Annotated in this window: 10 protein-coding genes; 2 read left to right on the top strand and 8 right to left on the bottom strand. The window is 36.6% G+C overall.

The window, feature by feature from the left end:
* Positions 1-11: 11 nt before the first annotated feature.
* Positions 12-911, top strand: a complete 900-nt coding sequence (locus H9N25_RS19705; RefSeq protein ID WP_190329193.1) for a S66 peptidase family protein — start codon at positions 12-14, stop codon at positions 909-911.
* Between the two features lies 1 nt (position 912).
* Entirely contained in the window at positions 913-1,320 is a 408-nt protein-coding gene (locus H9N25_RS19710) for a DoxX family protein (RefSeq protein WP_167295827.1), read from the top strand.
* 54 nt (positions 1,321-1,374) lie between these two features.
* Here the strand turns inward: H9N25_RS19710 and H9N25_RS19715 are convergent, their stop codons facing one another.
* From H9N25_RS19715 to H9N25_RS19750, 8 genes are all read right to left on the bottom strand, one after another.
* Positions 1,375-2,838 carry a RagB/SusD family nutrient uptake outer membrane protein gene (locus H9N25_RS19715; protein WP_190326977.1) on the bottom strand — a complete coding sequence of 488 codons (1,464 nt, stop codon included), beginning with the start codon at positions 2,836-2,838 and terminating at the stop codon, positions 1,375-1,377.
* Positions 2,839-2,857: 19 nt separating this feature from the next.
* A complete protein-coding gene (locus H9N25_RS19720; RefSeq protein ID WP_190326978.1) occupies positions 2,858-6,040 on the bottom strand; it encodes a SusC/RagA family TonB-linked outer membrane protein in 3,183 nt (1,060 codons plus the stop codon).
* 737 nt (positions 6,041-6,777) lie between these two features.
* The gene (locus H9N25_RS19725; protein ID WP_190326979.1) at positions 6,778-8,142 is read right to left on the bottom strand and encodes a RagB/SusD family nutrient uptake outer membrane protein; all 1,365 of its coding nucleotides are present in this window, start codon (positions 8,140-8,142) and stop codon (positions 6,778-6,780) included.
* An 11-nt stretch (positions 8,143-8,153) separates the two neighbouring features.
* Positions 8,154-8,759 carry a hypothetical protein gene (locus tag H9N25_RS19730; RefSeq protein ID WP_190326980.1) on the bottom strand — a complete coding sequence of 202 codons (606 nt, stop codon included), beginning with the start codon at positions 8,757-8,759 and terminating at the stop codon, positions 8,154-8,156.
* Between the two features lie 17 nt (positions 8,760-8,776).
* The gene (locus H9N25_RS19735) at positions 8,777-11,158 is read right to left on the bottom strand and encodes a SusC/RagA family TonB-linked outer membrane protein (protein WP_190326981.1); all 2,382 of its coding nucleotides are present in this window, start codon (positions 11,156-11,158) and stop codon (positions 8,777-8,779) included.
* Positions 11,159-11,528: 370 nt separating this feature from the next.
* Positions 11,529-12,233, bottom strand: a complete 705-nt coding sequence (locus H9N25_RS19740) for a hypothetical protein (protein ID WP_190326982.1) — start codon at positions 12,231-12,233, stop codon at positions 11,529-11,531.
* 211 nt (positions 12,234-12,444) lie between these two features.
* A complete protein-coding gene (locus H9N25_RS19745; RefSeq protein ID WP_190326983.1) occupies positions 12,445-13,404 on the bottom strand; it encodes a DUF1735 domain-containing protein in 960 nt (319 codons plus the stop codon).
* Positions 13,405-13,411: 7 nt separating this feature from the next.
* Entirely contained in the window at positions 13,412-15,010 is a 1,599-nt protein-coding gene (locus H9N25_RS19750) for a SusD/RagB family nutrient-binding outer membrane lipoprotein (RefSeq protein ID WP_190326984.1), read from the bottom strand.
* Position 15,011 lies beyond the last annotated feature (1 nt).

Consider the following 15,011-nt stretch of genomic DNA (forward strand, 5'->3'; position numbering starts at 1 on the left):
GTGTTTTGAAGATGATTAAGCAGCCCCCGTATTTAAAAAAAGGAGATAAGATTGCCTTGGTATGTCCGGCAAAGAAATTACCCAAACCTATAAACCATGCCATAGCGCTATTAGAAAGCTGGGGCTTGGAGGTTATTATTGGCGATAGTGTATATGCAAGCCATCACCAATTTGCCGGAACTGATGCTTTAAGAACTAAAGACATTCAGCGTTTTTTGGACGATCCATCTATAAAAGCCATTATTTCGGGCCGTGGTGGTTATGGTACCATCAGGATTATTGATGACCTGGATTTTACAGCATTTAACAAGAATCCCAAATGGTTTGTAGGTTTCAGCGATATTACCGTTCTGCTATCGCACCTGTTTGCACAATGTAATACCCAATGCGTACACGCACAAATGCCTTATACATTTGATACATCTACACCCGAGGCTTTACTTTCTTTGCAAAAGGCTTTATTTGGAGAAAAACAGACCTATTCTTACCAAAGCAGCTTTAAAAATAGGGCAGGAGAAGCAAGCGGGATTTTGATTGGTGGTAATTTAAGTTTGCTTACCATGGTACAGGGCTCGGTTTCGGAAATGGATTTTACCGATAAAATTCTCTTTTTGGAAGATGTTGGCGAGCAAGAATACGGTATTGACCGCATGTTGCGTATGCTAAAAAGAGCGGGCAAACTAAAAGCCTTAAAAGGTTTGGCTATTGGCGCCTTTAATGAAATTGAAGAAGAAAAGATTTCTTTCGGGCAAACTGCCGATGAGGTAATTTGGGATATTGTTAAGGACTATGATTTCCCGGTTTGCTTTAATTTCCCAACGGGGCATATCGACAATAATCTCAGCATGGTTTTAGGTGCTGAGGTGTACTTAAAAGTAGAAACAAACAACGTTCAATTTAAATATTTATAAGATGGCAATTTTAGACAATTTAGGAAAATACCGCAATACGGGCCTGTTGCTGTTACGCATTGGTTTAGGCGTAATGTTTATTATTCATGGTTTCCCGAAACTTGCAGGCGGGCCAAACGGCTGGACTGATTTAGGGGGAAGTATGAAAGTAATTGGCATAAACTTTTTACCGATATTTTGGGGCTTTATGGCCGCCGCTACCGAAACCTTTGGTGGTTTCTTGCTAATTGTAGGCTTGTTTTTCCGTCCGGCACTAATTTTATTAATCTTTACGATGATTATAGCGGCTTTAGTACATTTCGCTAAAGGCGATGGATTAGGTGGTGCCAGCCATGCAATTGAATTGGGCATTGTATTTTTCGGATTGATTTTTATTGGGCCCGGTAAGTATAGTGTGGATAAGAAATAAGAAAATGCTTAAAGAAATAAAAAGGGGATTGTAAGTCTACAATCCCCTTTTTATTTAATTATCTGTCATTAATCTATTTAATGACAACTCTTCTGAAGATATTGGCCAAATGTAACCAGTTTCTGTTGGCGATTTCGCTGGTGCACTTCCTTTTAATGGAATAGTTAGCAATAAACGTGTTAGATCTGGGGCTCTTAAACCTTCTCCTAAAAACTCTATTCTTCTTTCTAATAATAAAGCATCTGTAAAATCACTAACCGTGGCAGGAGCAAGTACTGTAGTTGCATCTGAACGTTGACGTACGGCATTCAATAACAATAATGCCTGAGCATCAACGGTATTGGTGCTACGCACTCTAGCCTCTGCCAAATTCAGGAGCACCTCGGCCCATCTAATTACGGGAACATAATCGGTATAAGGACTTGCAGTGGTAAATTTAGCGACAAACTGTTTTGAAGCTGCGGAGGTAAAAATCAAAGCTCTTCTTTTATCAGTAGATTTCCAACCTGTATTAGCAATAACACCAGCAGGGTTCAACGAAAATTCTGTTGTGCCTGGCGTAGCATTTGTAAAGTAAAAATACGATGCTAAAGAGTTTTGTGTTCCAGGATAATCCAAAGGACTGGCTGAAGAAGTCATTGGTAATGAAAATACAGATTCAGCAGTCGTATATGGTGTTTTGAAAACAGAAGCAATATCCGAAACTAAATCATTCGGAACATTTACCTTTGCTTTAAAAGGCGGTACCGCTGGCACCAATTTATTTGCTTCTGTAATAACATCGGTCCATTTACCCATGCTTAAATAAACCCTTGTTTTTAAGGCGATGGCGGTATTTTTATGTGCTCTTGTAGTGTTAAGCAAAGCTGTAGCATTTGTAGCTGGCAGGTTTGCTTCTGCATAATTTAAATCAGAAATGATCTGGGTATATACTTGATCTACGGTACTTCTCGCTAAATCTGAAAAACCAGGACCTGTAATTCCTGTCAATCGCAATGGTAGGCCAGGCCTACTTCCGTTTCCATCTGCGTATGGCCTCGCAAAAACCTGTAATAAGCTATAATAAGATAAAGCTCTAATTAATCTCGCTTCGGCAGTGTATCTTGCTCCTTGAACATCGCCAACAACCGCATTTCCTTTGGAAGCCATACCATCAATAAAAACATTACATCTGTTAATAGTTACATAGGCCTGAGACCATAAACTTTTAACCGAAGTTGCACTGTTGGCAAGATTCATACTCCAAACATCGGATGCCGTTACCAGGTTTCCAGTTTCGTTTATAAAATCTTCTCCTCTTATGCTTCCATAAACCAAGTATCTACCTCCGTAAAAGGAGCCGTTTTTTAATGATCCATATAATGAATTTGCCTGACTTTCAATCCGGAATTGTGTATCAAAAGCATTTTCTGCAGCCACAGAAGTTTTTAGTGCAGGGTCTAGAAATTCTCTTTTGCAAGAACTTGTAAATACGACCGCCGAACACAGTATTGCTATATATAAATTTCTTTTGTTCATGATTTTTTTCCTTTATATTTTAAAAACCTAAGCTAAGTCCCATAGTATAAGTCCTCGCATTTGGACCAGAGTTCCTATCCGACCCTTGACCAGAAGACGATGCTCCATTTGAAGAAACTTCTGGGTCTGGACCAGGGTATTTAGTTATAATGGCAAGGTTTTGGCCCGCTACATAAATACGAAGACGGTTAATGCCTGATTTTCCGAAAGCAGTTTGGGGAATAGTATAACCAAGACTTAGATTTCTTAATTTAACAAAATCTCCTTTGAAAATATTAATATCCAATGGAATAGTATTACCATAAGAAACGTTATCAGTATATACTGCTCTTGGGAAATCGGTGATATCACCAGGTTTTTGCCAACGGTTCAACACATCAACAGCATTGTTCCAATACCTCTGATCGTGCAAACCTGCATTGGTCCCATAAGATACCCAGAAACCCAATTGATAGGTTAACATTACATTCAGATCAAAATTTTTGTAACGGAAAGTATTATCAAAACCACCATAGAACTTAGGTGCAGTATTGTGATACATTTCAGCGTCAGCACTTTGGGTGATCGCTGGAGCAGCAGTACCATTATCAAGATAAGTCCAGTTTGCTTGACCTGTTGGTACGATATGTTGATAAGTAACTGCTCTACCTGCTTTGTTATAAAATATTCTTCTTCCAGTTGCTGGATCTACTCCACCTGTACGCACCACATAAAGATAACCAATAGAGTAACCAGGAATAGACCGGTTAACATTTTCTCCTGTTGTAGTAGAGCCTGTTGGTGTTATAATTTCAGTTAAACCAGGTGCTAAAGCAGTAACCTCATTTTTATTATAGGCAATATTAAAGTTACTGGTCCAAGAAAAATCTGTAGATTTAAGTGGCGAAGCGTTTACATTAAATTCCCAGCCTTTGTTGTACATAGAACCAATATTGGTTGCAACAGTTGATGGAACACCAGTTGATGGAGATTGAGATACGTTAAGGATCAAACCATCGATGTTATTTTTATAATAATCAATTTCAAAATCGATCCTGCCTTTTAAGATACCGAAGTTAATACCAATATCCGTTTTTTTACTAGTTTCCCAGGTAAGGTCCTTGTTTCCGGCAGCACTGTAGATAGATGATGGAATACCACCATATAGAGCAGAGCCATAAGTAGAGAAAGTAGCATAATCTCCAATACCAGAAATATTACCTACTTTACCGTAACTACCTTTAATTTTAAAACTACTAAATACCTTATCTAAACCAGCACTTGCCCAGAAATTTTCTTTAGTGATTTCCCAGCCAGCAGATGCTCCCCAGAAAGTTCCTTTTTTAATACCTAAAGCCGAATACTCATCTTGCCTTAAGTTACCGCTCAAGAAATATTTACCATCGTAATTGTAGTTCAAACGACCGAAATAAGATAATAAGTAATTTTCGCCGTAAGCTGCCCCTGTAGAGTTATTTAATGTAAAACCAGCCTGAACAACATCATAAGCCGGATCTGTTAAACCTTGACGGTCTATACCGTAACCCGTAACCGTATTTCTTTGTTGTTCCTGCCCAAGCAGCAAATTGAAGCTGTGTTTAGATATTTCGTAGTCTGCTTGCGCCGTGTTGGTCCATGTCCAGTTTTTCCTTTTTCTGAAGGCACCGATGGCTTCGCCACTTACACCCTGACCAGGTCCATGAACTGGATTATAGAAAATATCATTATCACTATTAATATAATCAATACCATACATTGATTTAAGGTTTAGCCATTTGAATGGACTAACTTGTAAATAAGCATTAGATTGTAAATGGTCTAGCTCATTATTTTCTCTGTTTAAAGAAAGTACCTGAGCAAAGTTGTAAAAACCAACTTGATTACCTGTTACAATATTGTTCATCGGGCCAACAAATGTAGCACCTAAGTTAAAACTACCATCATTATTATATGGTGATACGTTTGGCGAATTTACTAATGCGGTTCTGGCTAAGCCTGCCGTGCCATATGCTTCTCCATTTAATGAGCCTGAAGAAATTGCAGCTAAATTTTTCTCATTGGAATAAGATAATTTACCACCGATGGTGATGAATTTATTCAACTTACTATCTATATTGAATAATCCATTTAATCTCTTGAAATCATTTTTCCGAAAAATACCTTGTTGGTTTGTATAGCCAAACCCCATATAATACTTGGTATTTTCAGTTCCTCCAGAAACATTTACGTTGTGGTTTTGAGAAACACCTGTACGGTAAGCGTAATCGTACCAATTGGTATTGATAGGCTGGCCATCAGGACCATTGGTTAAAACGAATTTCTGAATCTGCGAAACACCGTTGAAAGTTACATTCACACTTCCCGGACGAATAGCATTTGCATTAGCAATAGCTTCGTTTTTATAATCTGTATATTGAAAAGCATCAAGTAATTTTGGTAAGCGGTAAGCTTCTGACCAGCCCACCCAAAAATCATAATTCACCTTAGGCAAGCCTGTTTTACCCCTTTTAGTAGTAACGAACACAACACCATTGGCTGCACGGCTACCATAAATAGCGGTTGAAGCTGCATCTTTAGCAATATCGATACTCTCAATATCATTTGGGTTAATACTCGATAACGGGTTTGCAGCAGAGGCAGTTAAACCTTGGTCGCCAGTAGTTGCTACCACACCATCAATTACGAACAGAGGCTGAGAACTTAATGAAATAGAGTTAGTACCCCTTATCCTGAATACAGGCGGAGTATTTAACACACCCGCAGGGACAGTTATCTGCACACCCGACGCTCTACCCGCCAAACCCGCCTCCAAGCTTTGAATAGGTTTTTGCGCAATAGCTGCTCCGCTTACCGATGCGGTACTTCCGGTAGTTTCTCCCCGCTTTTGGGTACCATAACCCACCACGACAACATCCGTTAATGTTTTTGAATCGTTCTCTAATGCTATATTTAATGTATTTGAAGAACCAATAATTTTCGTTACTGATATAAATCCAATGGAAGAAAATTCAAGCGATGTTACGCTCCGTGTTATTTTAAGTGAGAATTTACCATCTGAACCAGTAGTGGTTCCACCTGATGCACCTTTGATTTTAACAGTTACCCCTGGAAGTGGCAATCCATCTTCCTGAGCCGTAACTGTACCAGTGATTGTTCGATCTTGCGCTATTGCTGTGGTGGCAATAAATAGCAATATGAACAAACTTTGTAGAAGTTTTTTCATAAAAAATTTAGTTTAGTTAATAATAGTACAATATAGAGTTTAGTATTTTGTAATACAAATCTTACAATAAAAATAATTATTTTTTATTCCCCTCCACTTAAAACCTAGCTAAATAACTGATTATTAGAAACACAGAATCCCATAAGATTATTAAATTTAAACCTGCAGCTATTTTGGCCTTTTTTATCCGCAGTCTCATTAAAAGCATCTAGTCATTGGGTCATTTATGGCATTTTGCACGCCATTAATCGTGTTGGTTGTTCGATCTTAGTTACGGCTCCGGTTGCGATAACAAACACTACGAACAAATTCTACACGAGTTTTTCATAAAAATTAGTTTAGTTTCGGTTAATAACACAATATACAAGTTAACATCTAGCAATACAAACACTATATCAAAAAAACACTACAATAATTTTTGCTTTAATAAAAAATATGCTTTAAAACTCATAGTAAAATATAGCATAACAATATAAAAAATACGGATATGCTAATTTTATCAATCTTAATTCTTAATTATTTCAATAAAAAGTTACAATTAGATTAAAATAGAATTAGATTTTCCTAATTCACTTCGAATAATAATAAGTGCTTCATTAATCTTGCTTCTTTAAAAAAGAAAAAGCAATTTTATTTATTATACAGCTCTTTACAAGTGCTCGTATAATCTTAATACAAATGATAAAAAAAACAGGCCCAAATATTGAGCCTGTTTAAATAATTTAAAAATATTGTGATTAGTTATAACCTGGGTTATTTGGCAATAATAAATCATTTGTTGTTATAGCATCTTGTGGGATTGGATAAAGCTCATCATTTATTGTTCTACCTTTAGCTTCTAAAAACACTGTTGCCATTGACTTTGCAGGATTTGTAGTCGATGGGGCTCTTTTCATATCCGTCCATCTTGTCCCCTCAAAAGCCAGCTCAACTCTTCTTTCTCGAATGAAAGATTGCAAACTAACTGTTGCCAATGCTCCCAAACCTCTCTTAGTCCTAACATCGTTAATCCTTGACAATGCCACTGCATCAGTACCACTATTTGATATCATAAACTGGGCTTCACCAGAAATCAGATACATTTCAGAAATTCTAAGAATTGAGAATGGTAATGCACCGTTACCTGAAGGATCTTGATATTTTTTACAATACCAGCCTGGGTTTGCAGTAGGCGCTAATACTTCTTGAATAGATGCAGCTTTTCTTGTATCTCCGGCCTCATAAGCATTAACTAAGCTCTGATCTACTGGTAATTCAGCACGGCCACCACCGGGCATGCTAGGATGTTGTAAGAAAAAATCTAATGATTGTTGCGCTTCTGTAGCTGTGAAATTTAGTTTAAAAATATGTTCAGTAGAAACGTAAGGTGTAGTAAAAATAGAGGCATAATTAGAAGTAACCTGGAATTTTCCAGAATTAATTACTTCATCAGCATATTGTTTTGCCAAAGGATAATTTTTACGAATCAGATAAACACGTGCCAACAAAGCTTTAGAGGCTTGTATAGAAGCAAATTTGGCATCTGTAAAATCTGTGCCAGCATCGATACTCGCTTTTAAATCAGCTATGATTTGATTATAAACCTCATCTTGTGATTTTCTTGGTACTTTAACAACATCTCTATTGAAAACGATTGGCACCGGGCCAAATAGAGTAACCAACCTATAATAAGCATAAGCTCTAAGAAAATAGGTTTGTGTTAAGAGTGGCTTTTTTGTTGCATCCGGTACTGCTCCGCTATTTAGGATTTCCAATAAATCATTTGCTCTCTGAATAATCGCATATGGCCCGATAAAATACCTCGCTACCAAAACATTATTGGTTAGAATTGCATTATTATCAATCTCTCCGTGTTGAAAAAACGTAGCCCTGTAAACCAAGTTATCAGCCGATAAATCCTCGGTAGCGTAACTTAGATAATAAAAGGATGTATTTCCAGATTGAAGTGCATCATAAATACCATTTAATAGTTTTGGTGCATCAGCGGGCCCTACGGCTTCTGGTGCAACAGCAGAAACTGGATTAACATCTAACTGTTTTTCACAAGAAGAAAAAATAGTTAACCCAATTGCCAGTGCGGCAAAAATTATTTTATTTTTCATTTTATTATTTTCTATAAACCAATATTAATACCAAAAGTATATGTTTTAAACTGTGGAATACTTCCCTGATCAACACCAGTATTTGCAACAGTAAAATCTGAAGAAACCTCTGGATCAAAGCCTGAGTATTTAGTGAATGTTAAAACATTATATCCAGTTGCATAAACACGAACATTAGACAAATGAAGTTTAGACAAAACAGACTTAGGTAAGGTATAGCCTAGTGTGATATTTTTTAATCTTAAATAGCTTCCATCTTCCAGGAATCTTGAAGAACGTTGAGTATTGTAAGTTCCTCTTGGCCCACCTACTGCTCTAGGAAATTTAGAATCCATATTAGATGGTGTCCATCTATTTTCATAAACATCGCGCAGAATATTTGTTGCAGGAGACGAAGCCGAAACCACACCACCTAAACTAGCATAACCGCCGGTTCCTTCAGCACCTAGATTATAAATGTCATTTCCATAAGAATACTGGAAGAAGATATTTAAATCAAATCCTTTATATGAAAGATTGTTGGTAATGCCACCATAAAATTTAGGAAGTGCATTACCCAGGAACTGTCTGTCATCACCAGTTATAGTATTTGTTCCATTGATGTCTTCATAAACCATATCACCGGTATTTCTATCTACCCCAATGATTTGATTAGGAAGAAAGCTCCCAGAGGTTGCCCAACGGCAGTTCTGGTTGCAAAAGAACCATCAATCGGCTGATCATTATATAACGACGTTACTTTGTTTTTGTATGTTGAGATATTGAATGAGGTATTCCATTTAAACTCTCCCACAAAGTTTTTACTGGTTAACTGGAAGTCAAAACCATGTCCTTCCAAACTTCCAATATTTTCTAAGATTGTTGTGAATCCTGTTGTACTTGGGATTGGACGATTCAACAATAAATCTTTTGTCTTCTTCTTGAAATAATCGGCAGAAATTTCAATTCTATTGTTTAATACACCTATTTCCAAGCCTAAGTCAAATTGGTTTGTAGTTTCCCACTTCAGATCAGGGCTACCAATCGCATTCAGTGCTAATCCTGGTGTATCATTGTAGTTGAACCCAGAACCGATTAATCTTCTCGACGTAAAATTACCAATTCCCTCTTGATTACCTGTTGAACCATAGCTAGCTCTTAATTTTAAGAAACTTACAACAGGGTTATTTTTCAGAAAATCTTCTTCACTAATAATCCAACCTCCAGAAACAGATGGGAAATAACCATATCTACCTTTTTTAGGGATTTTCGATGATCCATCTCTTCTGATTGATCCACCTAAAAGGTATTTGCCATCCCAGGCCAAATTCAACCTCGCAAGCATCGATTCTATTTTGAAATAGGTTAAGCCTGCTGTTCCATTCGCTTTTTGAGCTGCAGAACCAACGTAGGGTGTTAAATCTGATGGAAAGTTTGTGCCATCAATTCTATTGTCGGCCTGATTATTCCATTGAAATTCATATACTGCGGTTCCGTCAACATTTAAACGGTTATCAAAAAAGCTTTTGTTATATGACAAAGTTTGCGTTGCCAAATAGTTTTCAGTCTGCACATAGCCAGAAGATCCTGATCCATTTGATCCCTGACCTGACAATGAAGTGATGGGATTGTATGTTCTTTGATCAAGATATGTATAGTCGATACCAACTGCCGATCTGAATTTTAACTCTGGCAAAATCTTAACCTCTGCATATGTAGAGTTAAAAATATTAGAAAGATTAACGTAGTTAACCGACTGAAACATATGCAATGGATTGTTATAATCATTGGCGGCAAAAGTTCCATCGGCGTTATAAATAGGCTGATCGGGCCTCGCGACTAGAGCACGTGGAAACGGCGAATAGATACTGTTATCTACAGGCGATTCCTGTCTATAAGAACGTGAAATAGCCAAATTACTTCCTACTCTTAAAAAGTCAGTAATGTCATGAGTAACGTTTGTTCTTAAGGCATATCTTTTAAAGCCACCGAATTTTAATGCTCCATCCTGATCGAAATAGTTCAACGAAGAGTAAAACTGTGTTTTCTCACTTGCGCCAGAAGCAATAGATAATTGAATATTATTAGTTCTTGAATTATGATTTAAAATCTCATCTAACCAATTAACATTTGCTGTAGGATTATCGATCTGTTGTTGTGTAAACAAAGCCGACAGTCCGGTATTAACCCTAGCCTCATTATACATCATCCTGTACTCAGATGCACTTAATAAATCACGTGTTTTTGTTAAAGATTGTGCACCGGTGTAAGCCGAAACGTTAATTGTTGATTTTCCAGATTTATTTCCTCCTTTTGTTGTAATAATCACAACGCCATTAGAACCACGCGAACCATAAATAGCAGCTGAAGCCGCATCTTTTAGCACATCAACAGTTAAAATATCTTCTGGATTGATATTCGCTAAAGCAGAAACGCCAGCACCAGCAGAAGAAGGTGTAGTTCCACTATTACTTGGCAAGATTACACCATCCACAACATAAAGAGGATTATTTCCTGCGGTAATTGAAGAACGGCCGCGTATATTGATGGCTATTGGAGCTCCTGGTCTACCTGATCCAGAAGAGATTTGTACACCGGCCATCCTGCCTTGTAAAGCTTGTGCCACGCTAGGAACTGGTTGTTCTTTAATCTCATCAGCAGTAACACCTACACGCGCAGAAGTTACGTTCCTTTTAGATTGCGTACCATACCCTACCACTACAACATCTGTAAGGGTCTTACTGTCTTCGGACAAAATTACGTTTACAGTATTGGAGTTTCCAAGTATAATGGTTTTGGTAACATATCCCAAATAAGAAAATTCTAATGAAACATTAGAGCCGCCTACTTGCAACGTATATTTACCTGTAGGGGAAGTGACAGTGCCTTTATCACTGTTCTTGATTTTAACATTTACCCCTGGTAAAGGCAATCCATCTTCTTTAGATGTAACCGTACCAGAAATTGTTCTATCCTGAGCTATCGCATTTATTGTGACAAACATCAATAAGAACAAACTTTGTAGAAGTTTTTTCATGAAATTTAAGTTAGTAAATAATTAGTTTGTTTTAAAAAGCCTTAAATATAACCGCGTTTTATAGATTTTTAACAAACTTTAACAAAACAAACTTGTATTTGACTTCTAAATGACACAGACGAAATACTTAGCAATCATGTCTTTTAAAATCTACTTTTATTAGAATAATGTGTTCTAATATGCTTAAGCAACTATTTGGTCTTGATACATATAGCAACCTTCCTAGTTAGCGCCTGTTTAATAAAACCCAATGATGACTTGTTATCACAATTACAAATGTTTTAAATAACAAAAGGGGCGATTGTAGTCGCCCCTTTTGTTATTTAACTAATGAATATCACTAGGAAATTTTTCCTAGTTGGCTACTATGCTAGTATACCCAAATAAATCTCTGTTTTATTCCTGGCTTCTGTGCAAAATCTATTTTGGCCTTAACCGAAAACACCGATGCATAATTTACACCTTTATAGCTTGAGGGAATCCAATCAATATCAAATGTTTTTTCAGAAATAATTAGACGCTTTGTTACAGGAATTCCATCAACAGTATAACTTGCCTCATAACTGGCATTACCATTTTTATCAATATTGGTAATTAAATCCGCATCAAGCGTACCATCTGCATTTTTATTATCCTTTAAGATCACTCTTTTTAATTCTGTTGCCAATAACGAAATATACTGATCGATTGATGAAATAGGGACAGGAATACTTGCTTTTTCTTTTACTTCTGGATCTTCGGTTTTCACTTCAACCTTTAATCGATTAATACTTACCGTATCTAAATAAAGTAGTTTTTTAAGGTCATAATTGTAGCGAAGAAAAACATTTCCATTATCATTAAACGCATACCAATTACCTGATCTTACGTTATCTTTATAAACTCCTCTTAAAAAAACTTTATCGTCATTTTTCAAAACAGAATAAACACCCTCTAGTTTTTTAGCGTCGTTCATTGCATAAACAACCTTCGTTTGATCAGAAAGAACGGATATTCTTTGTTCTTGGGCCTGGCTTAATTGTGCAGATGCGAAAAGTGCAACCGCCGCAAGATAAATGTTTTTGTAAATATTCATAATGGAGCTAGTTAGTTTGAACATAAATATAGTTAATTTTTAAATTATCTATTTGCTTTTTTTAACTTAAAAAACAAAAACCACCTGTAAATTAGGCTATTGCATAAAATTATTATTTAACAAACAGCCCCCAACTATAAAGATGGAGGCCGTTTGAAGTTAGTAGATTTAATGAATAGTTAATCACTAATCGTCCATTATTTGGATTCTTTTATCTAGATCCTTTATAAACTAATCTTGCTGTAATTTTGAAAGGGCTGAAACCCGGCTGAGTCATAAAATATGTTACATATACATTATGTGTAGCAGGATCAAAATAATTGTTAGCCGTCAGATCTAAATTCATTTTTCTTCCGTTAGTTGCAGCAGTAATTGCATTTGAAGCAGAAATAACTTTATTCGTAGCTGGATCAAATTCTAATAGTAAATTAGTTTGTCCAAAACCGCTTGTACCACCTGTACTTGTAAATAATGGGATTAAGAAATCACCGTAGTAAGTATTATATAAGTTATTTTTAGCAGCGCCTGAGGTTCTTAATTCGACATCATTCGGATACTTAAATTCTGTTCCAGTTAGAAAAGTTGGTCTATCTGGTGCTTCATGTAATGCGTAATATGTATAAACGCCATCAAATTTATTTTTCGCTCCAAGATTCAATAAAATTGTACTGAAGTTTCCACTAATGATACCAGAAGAAGCTGAAGTAATAGTTAGAGGCAATACCTCTGAAACTGCAAAATCAAAGGTTGAAGGCTTTAACGCAATATTGAAAGTTGCTTTGCTGGTACCGGCTTTAATCACTACTTCATTTGTTGATAAAGTATAACTAGCAGGTTTCAGCATTACATAATGATTAGAAGTTGCAGTATTGTATTCATCAATTTTTGCTTGGCTGCCTACAGTAAATTTAACTGTGATATCTTGAGGTGCTACTGCTTCTGGCCCAGAGTAACTGATTGTTATTGGGAGTGTAGGCGTAGACGCCGCATCATAAGAGAAAACGTACAAAGGAGACGGTGTTCCATTAACAGCTATTTGCGCTGGATTGGCAAATTCGATAACGTTATGGCCTTTTGCAGGATCTAACACCAAGCTATCGTCTTTTAAACAAGAGGTAAGTGAGGTCACCGCAAGTAAAAGTATTATAGATTTAAAAATATTTTTTTTCATGTCTTTATTAATTTAAGTCCCAAAAAATACGTGATCCAAATAACGTTACTGAAGGAACGTTAGTAGGGTTTAAGTTATACTCAGACTGAGGATAAAGAACCCTTCCAATCAATTTATCTGGGCGTGTTGAAACAGATTGTTTAGATGCAAACGTTAAAAGAGGATCTTGTGATCCATTAACAATTGCTGGATAAGTTGTACGCTTAAACTCGTTAAAGGCTTCGTCGCTGTGAATTACATTCAAAGCAATATACTTTTGAGTAATAATGGCCTCGATTTTTTGATCTGTAGTTAGCGCTAAATCAAAATTTACTAATCGGCTAGCAGTATTGGCTGTTAAATAAGTTGCAACATCAGCATTTACATTTTTACTTGCATCAACCACATTGCTCTGGTTTTGGTATAAGTAATTAAATGATGCGGTGATACCTGCCATGAAAGCATTTTTAGCATTACCAGTTAAATATCCTCTTGTATAAGCCTCAGCTTGCAAAAAGTTACTTTCGGCAGCTAATATTAAAGGTTGACCCTGAGAAGGCCCTTTTGCTACACCCAAACCAGGTGTATTTGCATCAACACCCGTGAACCATGAAGTAGACCCTGAAGGAGGAACCTGACTTGAAGTTGTATTTTCTTCACCTAATTGGTTAACAGCTGTAGATGGGTAACCTCTGTAGATAACCGCACCACGTCCCGGATCAGATAACTTTAGACCATTATAGAAACTCATTATCCACCTTGTTGGGATTGCCTGACCCTGAGACCTAGTATTATCTGTACCAAATGCAAGACTTCCATAATTAGGATTTTGCTGACTAACACCTTGTGAATTTATTGCCTTAACATAGCCAGGATTAACCAATGCATCTGTAGTCAAGAATCCAATCGTTGTATTTAAAGCGGCAAATTCAGTAGTTGCATATGATGCTTGTGCAGGCACGCCAGCCATTTTAACCAACATTCTTAATTTCAGCGTATTGGCAAACTTTTTCCATAAATTCATATCTCCTTTAAATAAAGGATCGGCACTTGCAACAACAGTATTTGCCACAGTACCAGCTTGAGCAGCTGTAATAGCATTAATAGTAGATGTAAGTTGAGAAATTAAGTCTTTATAGATATCTTCAGCTTTATCATACTTTGGCGTTAAAAGGGCATTTCCTTTTAATGCTTCTGAATATGGCACATCATTGTATTGATCTACAATTTTCGAAAAAACGAAAGCTTTCATTATCCGGGCAATAGCCGTTGAATAGGCTAACGAAGGAGTACCAGAAGTATTGTCGATTACATACTGATAATCAAGGGCATTATCATATGAAGATGAAAATCCTGTAACAAAACTTCCAGCAGTGTATGCATAAGTTACGCCCGCTCCATACCCACCAACACCATAAATATTGGCAGCAAATCCCCCTGGGAAATAGTATGCAGCATTTAATGATTGGACAATAGAAGCAGACCCTACAATTGCCTGAGGCAAAACAAGCGCAGGTGTTGCTGTAGTTGCATTATTCGTATTAGTATTTATATCAAGGTATTTTTTGCATGCTGAAAAACCAACCGCAACGGCACCTATCAATAAAAGGTTTAAAATCTTTTTCATA

The sequence above is a fragment of the Pedobacter riviphilus genome (genome assembly GCF_014692875.1).
Lineage (GTDB): Bacteria > Bacteroidota > Bacteroidia > Sphingobacteriales > Sphingobacteriaceae > Pedobacter > Pedobacter riviphilus.

Excerpts from the sequence above, each read along its gene's own strand:
- H9N25_RS19720 (WP_190326978.1), bottom strand. The coding sequence starts at position 6,040 with ATGAAAAAACTTCTACAAAGTTTGTTCATATTGCTATTTATTGCCACC.
- H9N25_RS19730 (WP_190326980.1), bottom strand. The coding sequence starts at position 8,759 with ATGGTTTATGAAGACATCAATGGAACAAATACTATAACTGGTGATGAC.
- H9N25_RS19725 (WP_190326979.1), bottom strand. The coding sequence starts at position 8,142 with ATGAAAAATAAAATAATTTTTGCCGCACTGGCAATTGGGTTAACTATT.
- H9N25_RS19710 (WP_167295827.1), top strand. The coding sequence starts at position 913 with ATGGCAATTTTAGACAATTTAGGAAAATACCGCAATACGGGCCTGTTG.
- H9N25_RS19735 (WP_190326981.1), bottom strand. The coding sequence starts at position 11,158 with ATGAAAAAACTTCTACAAAGTTTGTTCTTATTGATGTTTGTCACAATA.
- H9N25_RS19740 (WP_190326982.1), bottom strand. The coding sequence starts at position 12,233 with ATGAATATTTACAAAAACATTTATCTTGCGGCGGTTGCACTTTTCGCA.
- H9N25_RS19745 (WP_190326983.1), bottom strand. The coding sequence starts at position 13,404 with ATGAAAAAAAATATTTTTAAATCTATAATACTTTTACTTGCGGTGACC.
- H9N25_RS19750 (WP_190326984.1), bottom strand. The coding sequence starts at position 15,010 with ATGAAAAAGATTTTAAACCTTTTATTGATAGGTGCCGTTGCGGTTGGT.
- H9N25_RS19715 (WP_190326977.1), bottom strand. The coding sequence starts at position 2,838 with ATGAACAAAAGAAATTTATATATAGCAATACTGTGTTCGGCGGTCGTA.
- H9N25_RS19705 (WP_190329193.1), top strand. The coding sequence starts at position 12 with ATGATTAAGCAGCCCCCGTATTTAAAAAAAGGAGATAAGATTGCCTTG.